General features: G+C 72.9%; 16 protein-coding genes. 8 read left to right on the top strand and 8 right to left on the bottom strand.

What is annotated here, in order from left to right:
• Window positions 1-61 precede the first annotated feature (61 nt).
• Together ACZ601_RS26055 and ACZ601_RS26050 are read left to right on the top strand one after the other, a co-directional pair.
• Complete coding sequence (locus ACZ601_RS26055; RefSeq protein WP_469542127.1) at window positions 62-943, top strand: EamA family transporter; 882 nt, start codon at window positions 62-64, stop codon at window positions 941-943.
• A gap of 120 nt (window positions 944-1,063) precedes the next feature.
• Window positions 1,064-1,669, top strand: coding sequence for a Uma2 family endonuclease (locus tag ACZ601_RS26050; protein WP_469542124.1), 606 nt, complete (start codon window positions 1,064-1,066; stop codon window positions 1,667-1,669).
• A gap of 55 nt (window positions 1,670-1,724) precedes the next feature.
• Here ACZ601_RS26050 and ACZ601_RS26045 read toward each other — a convergent pair whose 3' ends face one another.
• From ACZ601_RS26045 to ACZ601_RS26035, 3 genes are all read right to left on the bottom strand, one after another.
• Entirely contained in the window at window positions 1,725-3,254 is a 1,530-nt protein-coding gene (locus ACZ601_RS26045) for a PTS transporter subunit EIIC (RefSeq protein ID WP_469542123.1), read from the bottom strand.
• A gap of 47 nt (window positions 3,255-3,301) precedes the next feature.
• Complete coding sequence (gene murQ, locus ACZ601_RS26040) at window positions 3,302-4,267, bottom strand: N-acetylmuramic acid 6-phosphate etherase (protein WP_469542120.1); 966 nt, start codon at window positions 4,265-4,267, stop codon at window positions 3,302-3,304.
• Window positions 4,268-4,360: 93 nt separating this feature from the next.
• Window positions 4,361-5,278 (bottom strand): MurR/RpiR family transcriptional regulator, encoded by a 918-nt coding sequence (locus tag ACZ601_RS26035; RefSeq protein ID WP_440577257.1) that lies wholly within the window; start codon window positions 5,276-5,278, stop codon window positions 4,361-4,363.
• Window positions 5,279-5,380: 102 nt separating this feature from the next.
• Between ACZ601_RS26035 and ACZ601_RS26030 the strand changes: the two genes are divergently transcribed.
• A complete protein-coding gene (locus ACZ601_RS26030) occupies window positions 5,381-5,749 on the top strand; it encodes a hypothetical protein (RefSeq protein ID WP_469542117.1) in 369 nt (122 codons plus the stop codon).
• Window positions 5,746-6,006: a DUF4031 domain-containing protein gene (locus ACZ601_RS26025; protein WP_440577255.1), complete on the top strand. Its 261-nt coding sequence runs from the start codon at window positions 5,746-5,748 to the stop codon at window positions 6,004-6,006. Before ACZ601_RS26030 ends, ACZ601_RS26025 begins: the two co-directional genes overlap by 4 nt.
• A 218-nt stretch (window positions 6,007-6,224) precedes the next feature.
• Here ACZ601_RS26025 and ACZ601_RS26020 read toward each other — a convergent pair whose 3' ends face one another.
• Together ACZ601_RS26020 and ACZ601_RS26015 are read right to left on the bottom strand one after the other, a co-directional pair.
• Window positions 6,225-7,466 carry a Cmx/CmrA family chloramphenicol efflux MFS transporter gene (locus ACZ601_RS26020; RefSeq protein ID WP_469542114.1) on the bottom strand — a complete coding sequence of 414 codons (1,242 nt, stop codon included), beginning with the start codon at window positions 7,464-7,466 and terminating at the stop codon, window positions 6,225-6,227.
• A gap of 97 nt (window positions 7,467-7,563) precedes the next feature.
• The gene (locus ACZ601_RS26015) at window positions 7,564-8,244 is read right to left on the bottom strand and encodes an HD domain-containing protein (RefSeq protein WP_469542111.1); all 681 of its coding nucleotides are present in this window, start codon (window positions 8,242-8,244) and stop codon (window positions 7,564-7,566) included.
• A 139-nt stretch (window positions 8,245-8,383) separates the two neighbouring features.
• On the opposite strand from ACZ601_RS26015, the gene ACZ601_RS26010 reads away from it, so the two are divergent.
• From ACZ601_RS26010 to ACZ601_RS25995, 4 genes are all read left to right on the top strand, one after another.
• Entirely contained in the window at window positions 8,384-9,037 is a 654-nt protein-coding gene (locus ACZ601_RS26010) for a maleylpyruvate isomerase family mycothiol-dependent enzyme (protein WP_469542108.1), read from the top strand.
• Window positions 9,038-9,133: 96 nt separating this feature from the next.
• Window positions 9,134-9,883 (top strand): LamB/YcsF family protein, encoded by a 750-nt coding sequence (locus tag ACZ601_RS26005; protein WP_469542237.1) that lies wholly within the window; start codon window positions 9,134-9,136, stop codon window positions 9,881-9,883.
• Window positions 9,880-10,614: a 5-oxoprolinase subunit PxpB gene (gene pxpB / locus ACZ601_RS26000; RefSeq protein ID WP_469542105.1), complete on the top strand. Its 735-nt coding sequence runs from the start codon at window positions 9,880-9,882 to the stop codon at window positions 10,612-10,614. Before ACZ601_RS26005 ends, pxpB begins: the two co-directional genes overlap by 4 nt.
• Entirely contained in the window at window positions 10,611-11,477 is an 867-nt protein-coding gene (locus ACZ601_RS25995; protein ID WP_469542102.1) for a 5-oxoprolinase subunit C family protein, read from the top strand. The genes pxpB and ACZ601_RS25995 overlap by 4 nt, the downstream gene beginning before the upstream one ends.
• A gap of 15 nt (window positions 11,478-11,492) precedes the next feature.
• On the opposite strand, the gene ACZ601_RS25990 is transcribed toward ACZ601_RS25995, so the two are convergent.
• The 3 genes from ACZ601_RS25990 to ACZ601_RS25980 all read right to left on the bottom strand — a co-directional run bounded on the left by ACZ601_RS25990 (window position 11,493) and on the right by ACZ601_RS25980 (window position 15,111).
• Entirely contained in the window at window positions 11,493-12,035 is a 543-nt protein-coding gene (locus ACZ601_RS25990; RefSeq protein ID WP_469542100.1) for a hypothetical protein, read from the bottom strand.
• On the bottom strand, window positions 12,032-12,580 hold the full coding sequence (locus ACZ601_RS25985; RefSeq protein WP_469542097.1) for a hypothetical protein: 549 nt from the start codon (window positions 12,578-12,580) through the stop codon (window positions 12,032-12,034). Before ACZ601_RS25985 ends, ACZ601_RS25990 begins: the two co-directional genes overlap by 4 nt.
• Window positions 12,581-12,834: 254 nt before the next feature.
• Complete coding sequence (locus ACZ601_RS25980) at window positions 12,835-15,111, bottom strand: heavy metal translocating P-type ATPase (protein WP_469542094.1); 2,277 nt, start codon at window positions 15,109-15,111, stop codon at window positions 12,835-12,837.
• Window positions 15,112-15,328: the final 217 nt, after the last annotated feature.

Here is a 15,328-nt window from a genome sequence, read left to right as displayed (position 1 = left end):
GGCTGCCCTGTGCCGATGAGGGCAGCCCGCGGTCCCACCGTCGAAGTCGAAAGGACACCCCGTGCCGGCCGTTCTCGTCCTGCTGCTCTCCGGTACCTGGCTGCTGTCCGGCGCGCTGGTCACCGGTACCGATCCGCTGATCGTCGCGGTGGGCCGTACCGCCGTGTGCTGTCTGGTGCTCACCGCTGTCGCCGCGTCGAGCACGAGCGGCCGGGCGGACCTGCGGCGGGCCGCCGCCCGGCCGGGGACCGTCTGGCTGCTGGGGCTGCTCGGCTTCGCCGGGTACGCGGCCGGCACCCTGCTCGCCATCCCGCGCATCGGCACCTCCCTGACCAACCTGGTCGTCGCGCTGATGCCGTGCGCCTCCGTGGCCGTCGGCGCGCTGTTCTTCGGCGAACGGTCCGGGCCCCGCAAGGCGTTGGGCGCGGTCATCGCCTGCGCGGCGGCCGCCGGATACGCGGCGCTGGGCGCGGACGCCGGGGACCTGGACGCGGTGGGGCTGCTGCTGGTGGCCGCCGCGACGGTGGCGTTCGCGGTGTACGGGTTCCTGTACCGGGAACGCCTTTCCGGGCTGCCGCCGCTGGCCGTGCTGCCCGTACTGCTGGCGGCGGCCAGCTGTCTGCTGCTGCCGATGGCCCTGCCCGCGCTGATCGCCCACCCCCCGACGCTCGCCGCGACGGGCGGCATCGTGGTGCTCGGCGCGGTCGTCTACGCCCCCGCCTACCTCGTACAGCACCGCCTCATCCTGCTCCGCGGCCCGGTCTTCACGGCCGCCGTCCAACTGGCCGTCCCCTTCACCGTCCGGCTCGGCGACTGGGCCCTGGACAGCGCCCCCGCCCCGTCCCTCCCCGAGGTGCTGCTCCTGGCCGTGTGCTGTGCGGGGATCTCCCTCGTCACCGTCCAACGGGTCCGGCCGCCCGAGCCGGTCGCCTCCGAACGCTGAGCGGGGCGGGTTGCCCGGTGCGTCCGTCACACGATCGTGGGACGGGGAGGTAAGCGGCACCGCGTTGCGGAAACCGTCGATCTACGCTCGCCGGACAGGCCTCAGGGGGAAGGGACCCGAATGACCGTCGCGATGGTCGAGCGCGAGCAGGATTCCGAAGGCTGGCCATGGGACTACCTGCTGCGCACGTGGCAGGAACTGGACGTGCCCGAGGGATGGCGCGCCGAGATCGACGAAGGGCGGATCCGCTTGGTACCGCCGCCGTATGCGCAGCACAGCGGGATTGCCGACAAGGTGCAGCGCCGCCTCTACGCGAACCTCTCCGACGAACTGGGCGTCTATCAGACTCTGGGCGTGCATGTGGCGCCCCTCGACAAGCTGTACGTACCCGATCTCGTCGTCATGCCGACCGAGCTGATCGATGGAGCCGACCCCGAGGCCGGTGATCCCCAGGGCGCCTCCGAAGCGCTCCTCGTCGTCGAGATCACGTCGAAGGGGAACGCCCGGGAGGACCGGACCAAGAAGTACCGCGCCTACGCGCGTGCGGGTGTGCCGATGTATCTGCTGATCGACCGGTTCGACACGCGTGGGGCGATGAGCACGCTGTTCACCGAGCCGAACGAGGACGGCACGTACAAGTGCTCGGAGGCGGTGCCGTTCGGCAAGCCGCTCGGGTTGCCCGCGCCCTTCGGCGTCACGCTGGCCACGGACGCCTTCCCGGTCTGAGGCGCGCAGGAAAGCGGCGGCACCTTGTGGGTGCCGCCGCTTTCAGGTGTGTGCCTCAGACCGCCGCGGGTTCCTCCGCCGGGGTGCCCTTCGCGGTCACCGGTTCCGGAGTACCCGCCGGGGACGCCGACGGTTCCTGGGACACGTTGAACTCAGCCAGCAGGTCCTTGCTGAAGCCGAAGAAGTACGTGGCGACGAAGCCGGCCAGGTAGCCCACGACCAGGCCGCCCGCGTAGATCGCGATCGTCGCGCCCAGGCCGTGGTTGCCGTCCAGCAGCGGGAACAGGGCCCAGCCGGACGGGCCGATCGCGGTGGAGCCGACCGCGTCGCCGAGCTGGTTGAAGAAGCCGATGAACGCGCCGCCGAACGCACCGCCCACGCACGCCGTGATGAACGGACGGCCCAGCGGCAGCGAGACACCGTAGATCAGCGGCTCCCCGACGCCCAGGAACCCTGCGGGCAGGGCGGACTTGATGGTCTTGCGGATCGACTCGTTGCGGGGGAGGCGGAAGTAGACCGCGATGGCCGCACCGACCTGGCCCGCACCGGCCATGGCGAGGATCGGGAGCAGGACGGTGTAGCCCTGCTGCTCGATCAGCGTGGTGTGGATCGGGATCAGCGCCTGGTGCAGGCCCAGCATGACCAGCGGGAGGAAGAACCCGCCGAGGACCAGACCCGCGCCCGCGCCGCCGTTGGACAGCAGCCAGTCCGCGAACGTACCGATCGCGGTGGACACCTCACCGGCCACGTACATCAGGCCGAAGATCGTCACCAGTCCGGAGATCAGGACCGTCAGGGTCGGGGTGACCAGGACGTCCAGCGCCTCCGGGACCCAGCGACGGCACCACTTCTCCACGTACACCGCGAGCACCGCCGCGCCCAGGGCGCCGAGGACGCCGCCCTGTCCGGGGGAGAGCTTCTGGCCGAACGCCTCGATGTTCGCGACGCCCGGGAAGACGATGATGGCCGCGACCGCGCCGCCGAGGATCGGCGTACCGCCGAACTCCTTCGCCGTGTTGTATCCGACGAAGACCGCGATCAGCGCCATGAAGCCGGACGCCATCGCCGCCAGGGCCGGGGTGACCGAGGGCAGCCACTCCAGGTTGACCAGCAGGCCGTTCAGGCCCGCGATGATGCCGCAGCCGATCAGGGCCGGGATCAGGGGCACGAAGATGTTGGCGATCTTGCGCAGGAACAGCTTGAACGGGGTGGCGTTCTTCGCCTTCCTGGCCGCCTTCATCTCGGCGCCCTGCGCGGCCAGTTCCGCCGCGCTGAGCGGGGTTCCGGAGGCCGGGGCGGGGTCGGCCGCCGGGGCGGCGGCCTTCCCCTCCTCGACGAGCTTCTCGAACTCCGGCGTGACGCGGGCGACCGTACCGGGACCGAGAACGATCTGGTACGTGTCGTCGTCGACCACACCCATGACGGCGGGGACGGCCTTCAGCGCATCGTCCTGCACGAGCGAGCGGTCGTGCAGGCCCAGCCGGAGCCGGGTCATGCAGTGGGCGATGGAGCTGACGTTCGTGGCGCCACCGACGAGCGGAAGGATCGCGGCGGCAGTGGCGCGGTTCTTGTCTTCTGTAGCCATGGTGCGTGGTGCCTTGCTGTGCGGGGAGCGGGGTGGAGCCCGAAGGGTCAGGTGGTGCGGGGGGCGGCGGCGAGCGCGGCGCGCAGGTGGCCGTCGGAGGCGGACAGGAGCGTGGCGGCGGTGGGGCCGTCGACCTGGCCGAGGATGGTGAGGATCGCGTTCTTCACCTCGCCGTCGGTGGCGGCGAGCGCCGCCTCGATCTCGGAGTCCGACGCTCCGGTGGCCAGCGAGACGATCCGGCGCGAGCGGGCCCGCAGCTTCTCGTTGGAGGCGCGTACGTCGACCATGAGGTTTCCGTACGTCTTGCCGAGCCGGATCATCGTGATCGTCGAGAGCATGTTGAGGACGAGCTTCTGGGCCGTGCCCGCCTTGAGCCGGGTCGAGCCGGTGAGCAGCTCCGGGCCCACGACGACCTCGACGGGGTGCTCGGCGGCGGCGCCGAGCGCGGAGTCCGCGTTGCAGGACAGGCCGATGGTCAGCGCGCCCTTGGCACGGGCGTGCTCGACGGCCCCGATCGCGTACGGCGTGCGGCCGGAGGCGGAGATGCCGACGACGGTGTCCTCGGCGGTGAGCCCCAGCGCGTCCAGGTCGGCGGCGGCCAGCTCCTTGCTGTCCTCCGCGCCCTCGACGGCGGTGACCATCGCGGACGGGCCGCCCGCGATGAGGCCCACGACGTGCGCCGGGTCGGTGTTGAAGGTGGGCGGGCACTCGCTGGCGTCCAGCACACCGAGGCGGCCCGCGGTTCCGGCACCCGCGTAGATCAGCCGGCCGCCGCGCGCCATGCGCGCCGCGGTGGCGTCGATCGCGGCGGAGATCTCGGGCAGCCGGGCGGCGACGGCGACGGGGACGGTCTGGTCCTCGCCATTCATGATCCGGGCGATTTCCTCGGTGGCCAGCTGGTCGATCTCGGCGAGCTCGGGACGGAACGCCTCTGTGGTGAGGGTTTCGAGCTGGGCGCGCAGCTCGCCGTATCCGTCGGGAGCGGTGGCGTCGGCGTCGGTGATGGAGGTCATGGAGAGCGGCTCTGCTTTCTTGAACTCGTACGGTTCTGCGGGTGCGGGTGCGGGTGCGGGTGCGGGTGCGGTGCGTGGGCTTCCGGGGGTCGGTCAGCGGGTGCGGGGGTTGTGACGGTGGGCCAGCGCCTCGTAGGACGCGGCGAGGGCCGGAGCCGCCGTCTCGTACGTGCGCTGCGCGACCCCGATGAACAGGCAGTCGACGACGAGGAGCTGGCTCGTCCGGCTCGACATGGCGGCCGGGCGCAGCTCGCTCTCGCGGGCCGTGGACGTGGTCAGCACGTGGTCGGCGTACTGCGTGACCGGGCCGTCGGGGCGGCCGGTGATCGCGATCGTGGTCGCGCCCCGGTCGAAGGCGACCCGCAGCGGCTCGATGACGTCGCCCGTCGAACCGGAGTGGGTGATCGCGATGGCCACGTCACCGGAGCGCAGCTGCACGGCGTTGGTGACCGCGAGGTGCGGGTCCATGTTGGAGTGGGCGATCAGGCCGATCCTGGCCAGCTTCTGGGCCAGGTCCTGGCCGACGAGCGAGGAGGCGCCGACCCCGTAGATGTCGATCCGGCGGGCGGTCGCGGCGGCGGCCACGGCGGCACCGAGCTGCACGGTGTCGAGCCCGGCGGCGGTGTCCGCGAGGGTCTGCTGCTCGTCGTAGGCGAGCTTGGCGACCACGTCCGCGATCGGGTCGTCCACCGCTATGTCCGCGGTGACGGCGGGCGCCCGGCCGGACTGCTGGTGGGCGGCGAGACCGGCGAGCGCGAGGCGCAGATCGCGGTAGCCGGGGTAGCCCAGGAGGCGGGCGGTGCGGACCACCGTGGCCTCGCTGGTGCCGGTGAGCTCGGCGAGACCGGTGACCGTCAGGGCGGCGCAGCCCGCCGGGTCGCCCGCGACCGCCTCCGCGACCCGCTGCATGGAACGGGTCATGGACGGCGCGAGCGTGCGCACCTTCGCGGCGAGGGCTGCCGGGGCGGGCGGCGAATCAGCGCTGAAACTTTCCTTCAAGTCATTGGTCACCTTTGAAAGATATTTTCAACCCCGGGGTCCGTCAACCCCCCTTTGGTCCCGACCTCTGGCGGCAGCGGCGGGCGCCGCGGTGCGCAGGTGGACAATGGAGGCATGGAGCTGAATCCCCTGGAGCAGGCGCTGCACACCGCCCGCGCACGCGTCATGGCCGACCTCGCCGCCGGAGACGTCGCTCAGGCGCAGATCGTCTCGATGGTCGAGGACGCGGTGACGCACCGCCGCTGGTGGGTCGAGCAGTGGCCGCAGGGCGCGGAATTCGTCGTCGGCCTCGTCGCCCAGGACGTCCAGGACGCGCTCCTGGAGCAGTACGGCCGCTGGCCGCTGTGCCCGGTCTGCGACGCGGGCGACCCGCACGCGCTCGACGTCGAACCGGAGCTGGGCCCCGACCCGCACTGGGTCTGCACGAAGGCCACCGTCGCGGTCGCCCCGGTCGGCGCGCTCGGCGGAATACCGCGCCCGTGACCGTCTACATCGATCCGCCGGACTGGCCGGGCCACGGGCGGTTCTGGTCGCACCTGGTCAGCGACGACTCGTTCGACGAGCTGCACGCGTTCGCGGCGTCCATCGGCTGCCCGGCGCGGGCCTTCGAGCGGGACCACTACGACGTACCGGATACCCGGTACGAGGACGCCGTACGGGCCGGGGCCCGGCAGATCGGTTCCAAGGAACTGGTGCGCCGGATCACGGAGGCGGGCCTGCGCCGCCCGAAGGGGCGCTAGGGGCTGTCCGGCGGATCAGGGTCGGATAGGGCGCGGTGTCTGGTGCGGTGCATCGCAAGGCGCCGGAGCGTCTCGATAGCGGAGCTATTGGGGCGTTTCGGTAACGCGGCGAGGTGCCGTGCCAGGCACCGTGACCCCGGCCATGATCCGCCGGACAGGCCCTAACTGCCGGGCCGGTAGGCGGGGGCCTGGAGCTCAGCCGCCCGCCGCGTCCGCGCTCAGCCGTTCGTCGAGGGGGCGCATACCTCCACCGCGTCCCGCGACTGCGACGGCACCGCGGCCGGGGCGCTGGCCACCAGCCGGGACGACGAGCCCCGGGCGCGCTGCAACCGCAGCGAGACGACCACGGCCACCAGCGCCAGCACGGTCATCGCGGCACCGGCCCACGCGGTCGCCGCGAACCCGAAGTCCGCGTCGATCACCGCGCCGCCCAGCCAGGGGCCACCGGTGTTGCCGCTGTTGAACGCGGCGGTGGTCGTCGCACCGGCCAGCGTGGGGGCGGCGCCCGCGACGTTGAACATCCGGGCGTTCAGCGCCGGGGCCGTGTAGAACGCCGACAGGCCCAGCAGGAACGACAGCACGATCACGGCGACCTGGTTGGAGGCGAACAGCGCCAGCGCGGCCAGGAAGACCGTGGACGCCGTGATACCGCTCAGCAGCACCCCGAAGAGGTGCGCGTCCGCGACCCGGCCGCCGATCGTCGTACCGATCAGCGCGCCGACCCCGAACAGCGCGAGGACGGCCGGAACCCAGCCGGAGTCCAGGCCGGCGACGTCCGTGAGCACCGGCGCGAGATAACTGAACGCGCAGAACACCCCGCCCGCCGCGAGCGCGGTGATCGTGATGGACAGCCACACCTGCCGGTCGCGGTAGATGCCCACCTCCCGCTTGAGCTGCGGCTTCTCGTCCGGCACGGGGATGCGGGGAATCAGCGTCGCCACGCCGACGAGGGCGATCGCGGAGGCCACCCCGACCGCCCAGAACGCGGAGCGCCAGCCGAGGTTCTCCCCGAGGAAGGCGCCCAGCGGCACTCCGAGCACGTTGGCGATGGACAGCCCGCCGATCATCACGGCCATGGCGCGCGCCCGCTGGTTCACCCGGACCATCGCGATGGCGACGGCGGCGCCCACGGCCCAGAACCCGGCGCACGCGAAGGCGCTGAGCACCCGGGACGCGAAGAGGATCTCGTACGTCGGCGCGAGCGCGCCCGCGACCTGACCGAGCCCGAAGACCGAGATCAGCGCGATGAGCGTGGTGCGGCGCGGCAGCCGCAGCGTCGCGACGGCGAGCAGCGGGGCGCCCACCACCATGCCGATCGCGAACGCGGATATGAGGAGTCCGGCGCGCGGGATCGACACGTTCATGTCGTCCGCGATGGGCGGCAGCAGTCCGGAGAGCATGAACTCGCTGGTGCCGAGTGCGAAGACGGAGAGGCCGAGTATGTATACGGCCAGGGGCATACGCGAGCGGCTAGCGGCAGAGTCGGGCATGACACGTCTTAACAGCGCGCCTACCTGTCGCATTCCCGGCCGGTGGCGCGGAGGCCCGCTGCCGCGCCTACCTGTCGCGGGCGAGCAGCTCCAGCTCCGTGCGCAGGTTGTGCCGGGCCCTCGGCTCCCACTCGGCCGCCCCGTGCGGGGTACGGAACAGCCTCGGCAGCTCCAGCAGCTGCCGCAGCACGGCCGCCCGCCCCTCCCGGAACGCGTCCTCCGGCACGAAGCCGTACTCCTCGCGCACCTGGGCCGCGTACCGCGCGTACTCCCTCGGCGGCGACGCCAGGATCGCCAGGTCCGCGTCGCACAGCACCTCGCCGTTGCCGTCCCCGGCGGCCGGGTCGTGCGTGACCGTGAGCCGGACCAGCCGGGCGACCTCTGCGGTGGTCGCGGCCGGCACCCCGGCCTCCGGCAGCGCGCGCTCCGCGAGGACGGCGCTGCGCTCCTCGTTCTCGGTCCGGTCGGGGCGGTAGACCGCGTCGTGGAACCAGACGGCGAGCCGTACGGCGTCCGCGTCCCCGGCGTGACCGGCGAGCGTGTCCACATGGTCCAGGACCGTCGCCAGGTGGTCGGTGGTGTGGTACTTGCGCTGGGGTTCGGCCCAGCGCGCCAGGAGGTTGTCCGCGTACGGCAGCGGGTCGGGACCCTCCGCGCCGCGCCGGGCGGCGACGAGGGCTTCCTGCCACCGGCCGCGGAGCGCTTCGTCTGTGCCGCTTTCGTGCGCCCTGCCGGTGTCGTGGTCCATGCCACCGAGGTTACGACCTTCCTCCCGCCCGCGACCGGCCGCCGGGCGGACACCTCTCACCGGGCGGACACCTCTCACCGGGCCGCGCGTTCCCGAAATACCCAAGTCCGCCGGGGAGCGGGATGGTTGGCTTGGGGGCATGGCTGACGAACGTGATCCCGAACTGCCCGGTCTTCTCCTGCGCACCGAGCGGGACGCCTTCATCCCGCTGCTGCGGTCGGCGGAGGCAGGCGATTTCGCCCTGCGCACCGCCTGTCCCGGCTGGACGGTGCGCCATGTCCTCGCGCACTGCGGTTCCGTGCTGAACCGGGTGGTGGAGAGCCGCTTCGAACCGGACGTGTTCAGCCCCGAGTGCAACGACCGCGACATCGCCGAGCGGGCCGGATGGACGGACGCGGAGGTGGTGGACGAGCTGGAGCGGGGGATGGCCGAGGCCGGTGCCGCGATCGCCAAGGCGGGCGGGGTGCTGGACGGGGTGGCGCTGGGGGAGTGGATCCACGCCGGGGACGTACGCGAGGCGTGGGGGCTCGAAGGGGCGTACCAGGGTGACGGGCTGCCGCACGCGCTCAGGCTCCTGGCCCCCTTCGCGCGGCGCCGGAAGACACCTCTGCTGGTCGCGCGGCTGGAGGACGGCGGCGACGAGCTGACCATCGGCACCGAGCACGAGGGCCGGGCGCCCGGCCGCTACCGGGGGGACGGGGCGACGCTGATCCGGCTGTTCGCGGGCCGGCCGCTGGTGGGGACGCGGTACGAGCTGGAGGGCGTGAAGGAGAACGAGCTGAACGTGTTCTGAGCCCGCCCTCCCGCGCGCGCAGGCGCTAACGTGCGCTTCGTGACGAATCTGATGAATCCGGCGGACCGGGGTGACGCCTCGGCCGCACCGGCTGCCATGGACCTCAACGCGGACCTCGGTGAGGGGTTCGGGCGCTGGTCGCTCACCGACGACGAGGCGCTCCTCACCTGCGTGACCAGCGCCAACGTGGCGTGCGGCTTCCATGCGGGGGACCCCTCCGTGATGCGCCGGGTCTGCGACACGGCGGCCGCCCGGGGCGTGCGGATCGGCGCCCAGGTCTCCTACCGCGACCTGGCGGGGTTCGGGCGCCGCTCCATGGACGTACCGGCCGATGAGCTGGCCGCCGAAGTGGCGTACCAGATCGGCGCGTTGCGGGTGTTCGCGGAGGCGGCCGGGGCCACCGTCTCGTACGTCAAGCCGCACGGCGCCCTGTACAACCGCGCCGTCCACGACGACGAGCAGGCGGGCGCGGTGATCGAGGGCGTCCGGCTGGCGGGCGGCAGCCCGGCCGTCCTCGGGCTGCCCGGCTCCCGGCTGCTCGTACGGGCGGCGGAGGCGGGGCTGACGGCGGTCGAGGAGGCCTTCGCGGACCGCGCCTACACCGAGCGGGGCACGCTCGTCCCGCGCACCGAGCCGGACGCGGTCGTGCACGACGCGGACGCGGTGGTGCGCCGGAGCGTCGGGATCGCGGTGGACCGGAGCGTGCGGGCGGCCGACGGCAGCCGGATCGCGGTCGCGGCGCGGTCCCTGTGCGTCCACGGCGACACCCCGGGCGCGGCGGCGATCGCCCGGCGGGTCAGGGCCGCGCTGGAAGAGGCGGGCGTCGTGGTGCGGGCGTTCACGTGAGTACGCCGACGCCCGACGGGGAGAGCCGGGGGCCGGGGCCGGTCGTGCTGGCCGTCGGAACGGACGCGCTGCTGGTCGAGCTGGGCTCCGGCGAGGAGACGGAGGCCTTCCACGCGGAGGTGCTGCGCCGCCGCGCGGCCGGTGAACTGCCCGGCGTACGCGAGGTGGTGCCCGGTGCGCGCACGGTGCTGCTGGACGGGATCGCGCGGGAGACGGCCGGGCTCGCCCGCGAGCTGGCGTCCTGGCCACTGCCGCCGCCGCTGCGGTCCACCGGGCCCGCGGTGGAGATCCCGGTCGTGTACGACGGCCCGGATCTGGACGACGTGGCGCAGGCGTGGGGCGTCGCCGCCGCCGAGGTGGCCGCCCTGCACTCCGGGACGGAATTCCGGGTCGCCTTCTGCGGGTTCGCCCCGGGCTTCGGCTATCTGACGGGCCTGCCGGACCACCTCCACCTGCCGCGCAGGGCGACTCCGCGGACCAGGGTCCCGGCCGGTGCGGTGGCCCTGGCGGGCCCGTACACCGGGGTGTACCCGCGCCCGTCCCCCGGCGGCTGGCAGCTGATCGGCCGGACGCCGGACCCGGCCGCCCTGTGGGACCCGGACCGCGAACCCCCCGCACTGCTGGTGCCCGGGGCCCGGGTCCGCTTCGTCGAAGCCGGCACGCGTACGGGGCCGGGTGCGGGATCCCGTACGGGCTCTGGCTCGGCTTCTGGGGCGGGAGCGGAGGCATGAGCGCGGGCATCGAGGTCGTCCGCGCCGGGGCCCTGACCACCGTTCAGGACGAGGGGCGCTTCGGCCACGCGCACCTGGGGGTGGGCCGGGCGGGCGCCTTGGACGCACCGTCCGCCCGGCTCGCCAACCGGCTGGCCGGCAACCCCGTCGGCGCGGCGCTGCTGGAGACGACCGTCACCGGCTGCGCGGTCCGCCCGGACCGCGCGGTGCGGGCGGTCGTCGGCGGTGCGCCCTGCCGGGTGACGGTGGACGGGCGGCCGGTGGCGTGGGGTGCGGCGGTCCACGTACCGGCGGGCGCGGTGCTGGACGCCGGTCCCGCCGCGCACGGGGTGCGCTCCTACCTGGCGTTCGCGGGCGGCCTGGAACCGCAGCCGGTGCTCGGCAGCCGGTCCGCGGACCTGCTCTCCGGTCTCGGCCCGGACCCCCTGCGCGACGGCGACGTGCTGCCGCTGGGCCCGCCCCGGACGGGCGGCCCCCCGGCGACGGCGGCCGTTCCGTGGCCGGGGGTGCCCGCCGAACTCGTGCTCCCGCTGCTCCTCGGCCCCCGCCACACCTGGTTCACGGCCGACGCCCTGCGCACGCTCACCACCGCCGCGTACCGCGTCTCGGAGCAGAGCAACCGGATCGGCCTGCGCACCGAGGGCCCCGCGCTGGACCGTGCCCGGCAGGGCGAACTGCCCAGCGAGGGGATGGTGTTGGGCGCGGTCCAGATCCCGCCGGACGGCCGCCCGGTGGTGTTCCTGAACGACCATCCGACGACGGGCGGTTACCCCGTGGTCGGTGTCGTCCCGGAACCCGCGCTGGCCGGGGCGGCGCGGGTGACCCCGGGGACGGTGGTGCGGTTCGTGCGCACGGCGCACTGAGCCGCCGGGTGCTGCTCAGTGGGCTGCGGGCAGACCGAAGTGCTCGGTGATGATCCGCATCGTCACCGAGCCGTCCGCGTTGTACGCCGGATCGGCGTCGTACACGGGGGTCTCCCGGCCGACGATCCCGGCGGCGAGCAGCTCCCGGATCAGCAGGTCGCCGCTGCGGTGCGCCTCACGGCGCATCCCGATGTTGAAGTAGTCCAGCTCGAACCCGCCCCGGCTGTAGGAGTAGTGGACCGGGTGGTCCTCGCAGTGCGGGATCGAGTAGTTCTGCCCGTGCGGGCACTCGCACGCGGGCGTGGTGGCCAGGAAGACCGTATCCACCCGGTCGGGCCCGCCGAACCGCTCCTCGTAGCGGAAACCGGTGATATCGCGGGCCAGGGACGTGACCGTCTCAGCGCTGACGGTGGTCGCGTCGTGCGTCACCCACGCCCAGCCGTCCGACTCACCCGCCGTGCGGACGGGGAGCGCCGCCTCGGTGTGGATGGCGGTGAGGGTGGGGAGGTCGAGGCCTCTGGCGTAGGTGAGGTAGGTGTTCGGAGCGATCGGGCTCACTTCGCCGTCACCTCCAGCGCGAGCGGGGGAGAGGGCAGGGCGAAGGCCTCAGCGATCGTCTTCACCAGCCGCTCCTCCGCACCGCCCTCGTGCTCGTCGCAGTGGTGGCTCTCGTCGGTGCGCCACTTCTCGCACCCGGCATCCGGGCCGATGAGGTTCGCGGCGAGGAGCTCGGCCGAGATGTAGTCGGGGTTGTCCCCCAACCGCTCCCCGATGTCCTCGAAGCTGAAGTAGAGAGTCGTGGCACCGCCGCGCAGATAGTGGAACTGGGGCCCGTGCGCCTTCGCGCTGCACGGCTCGGTGACGAACACCACGAGCTCCGTGCCCTCGGGACACACGAGCCGGTAGTCGGCTCCCTCGTAGTCCTCGGAATCCTCTTCGATCATGTCGTGCACCGCCCAGGCCCAGCCGCCCGCCTCGCCCTGGGCGAGCGGCTCGCGGTTCAGCTCGCGCAGTCCGGAGACGAGGGCGTCGAGGGACTGGCCGCGGGCGAGAACGAGGTTCACCTCGTGGCCGGGAAAGGAATCGTGCATCCAGCTGGTCATGCCGGAAGACTAGACGCGGGCACTGACAACAACTGGAGGGGCCCGTCAAGGGTTTTCACCCTGGAGGGCCGGTGCTGGAGGGTGCGCGCTGCTGCGGCACTCCGCGATCTTCTCCATCACGGCCGATGAGTGGCCGGACGTCCGGGCGGGGCTCGAAGAGCGGCTCGCACGCGGACCCGGCGAAGGGCGGCCGGAGGCCCGTCTCCCCGAGAGGAGCTGAGTCCGGCCGCCCGAGGGCGGAACCGTGCCGCCCGCTACGCCCCGGCCCTGAACCCCCGCAGCCGCAGCGAGTTGCCGACCACGAACACCGAGGAGAACGCCATCGCCGCACCCGCGATCATCGGGTTCAGCAGACCCATCGCGGCCAGCGGCAGCGCCGCCACGTTGTAGGCGAAGGCCCAGAACAGGTTCGTCCGGATGGTGCCCAGCGTCCTGCGCGACAGCCGGATCGCGTCGGCGGCGGCCCGCAGGTCGCCCCGGACCAGGGTCAGGTCACCGGCCTCGATCGCCGCGTCCGTGCCGGTGCCCATCGCGAGGCCCAGATCGGCCTGGGCGAGGGCGGCCGCGTCGTTCACGCCGTCCCCGACCATCGCGACCGAACGGCCTTCCGCCTGGAGGCGCTTGACGACGTCGACCTTGTCCTCCGGCATGACCTCCGCGTACACCTTCTCGATGCCGACCTCGGCCGCGACCGATTCCGCCACCGCCTGGTTGTCACCGGTCAGCAGGATCGGCGTCAGTCCGAGCGCCCGGAGCCGCACGATGGCCTCCGCGCTGGTGTCCTTCACCGCGTCGGCGACCTCCAGGACCGCCCGCGCCTCGCCGTCCCAGGCGACCGTGATCGCCGTGCGGCCCGCCGCCTCCGCCTCGGCCTTGCGGTGCGCCAGCTCCACGGGGAGGTGGATCTCCCACTGGGCCAGCAACTGCTCGCGGCCGACGAGGACGGCATGTCCCTCGACGACGCCCTGGACGCCGAGGCCGGGGACGTTGACGAAGTCCTCTGGGGTGGGGAGCGGAGCGGCGGTGCGTTCGGCGGCTCCGGTGGCGACGGCCTGGGCGATGGGGTGTTCGGAGGCGTGCTCCAGTGCTCCGGCCAGGCGCAGGACGTCGGATTCCGCGGTGCCGGGGGCGGTGTGGACGTCCTGGAGGGTCATCTTGCCGGTGGTCACGGTGCCGGTCTTGTCGAGGACGATGGTGTCGACGCGGCGGGTGGTCTCCAGGACCTCCGGGCCCTTGATCAGGATGCCGAGCTGGGCGCCGCGTCCGGTGCCGACCATGAGGGCGGTGGGGGTCGCGAGGCCGAGGGCGCAGGGGCAGGCGATGATCAGTACGGCGACGGCGGCGGTGAACGCGGCCGTCAGTCCCGAGCCGGTGGCGAGCCAGAAGCCGAGCGTGCCGAGCGCGAGCAGGATCACGACGGGGACGAACACCGCCGAGATCCGGTCGGCCAGCCGCTGGGCGGCCGCCTTGCCGTTCTGCGCGTCCTCGACCAGCTTCGCCATCCGGGCCAGCTGGGTATCGGCGCCGATCCGGGTCGCCTCGACGACGAGCCGGCCGCCGGCGTTGAGCGTGGCACCGGTCACCGGGTCGCCCACACCGACCTCGACGGGGACCGACTCACCGGTGAGCATGGAGGCGTCGACCGCCGAGTTGCCCTCGACGACGGTGCCGTCGGTGGCGATCTTCTCGCCGGGCCGGACCAGGAAACGGTCCCCGGCCCGCAGGTCCGCCGTGTCCACGGTGACCTCGCGGCCGTCGCGCAGGACGGTGACCTCCTTGGCGCCCAGTTCGAGCAGGGCCTTCAGCGCCGCGCCCGCCTTCCGCTTGGAACGGGCCTCGAAATAGCGCCCGGCCAGGATGAACGCGGTGACCCCGGCGGCGGCTTCGAGATAGATGTTCCCGGCGCCGTCGCTGCGGCCGATGGTCAGCTCGAAGGGGTGCGTCATGCCGGTCATCCCGGCGGTGCCGAAGAACAGCGCCCACAGCGACCACAGGAACGCGGCGGAGGTGCCGACCGAGACCAGCGTGTCCATGGTGGCCGCGCCGTGCCGCGCGTTGGTCCACGCGGCGCGGTGGAAGGGCCAGCCCGCGTACGTGACGACGGGCGCGGCGAGGGTCAGCGAGAGCCACTGCCAGTTGTCGAACTGGAGCGCCGGGATCATCGACATCGCGATCACCGGCACCGCGAGCAGCACCGCCGTGATCAGCCGCTGCCGCAGCGGGCGGAGCTCGTCGGCCCCCTCCGCCGTCTCGTCCGTTTCGCCGGACGCGGCGGCGCCGCGCACCGGGGGAGCGGGCTCCTGCGCGCTGTAACCGGTCTTCTCGACGGTGGCGATCAGGTCCTGTACGGAGACGTCCTCGCCCCGGTAGCTGACCTTGGCCTTCTCCGTGGCGTAGTTGACGGTGGCCTCGACCCCGTCCATCCGGTTGAGCTTCTTCTCGATACGGGCCGCGCACGAGGCGCAGGTCATGCCGCCGATGGCGAGCTCGACCTCTGCGGCGCCGGTGGTGGCTGCGGTCTGCGCGGACACGGGGCCTCCTCGGTAGGTGATCACTTGGATCACGGTGATCTTGGGCTTCGTTTATACCCCTAGGGGGTATGTGGTGCTCATTCAGGTATACCCCCTACCCCTATGGGTATGCAAGGGCGGCCGCCGGCGGATCCGTGGATTCCGGCCGTCCGATCGCCGGGCGCGCCTCTGACCTCGCGTATCTTGCGTGCGCGGTGAGACTGTGTCCTCAGCCTCT

The organism is Streptomyces sp. NPDC104307, assembly GCF_055584045.1.
This window is presented reverse-complemented; position numbering and strand designations above follow the sequence as displayed.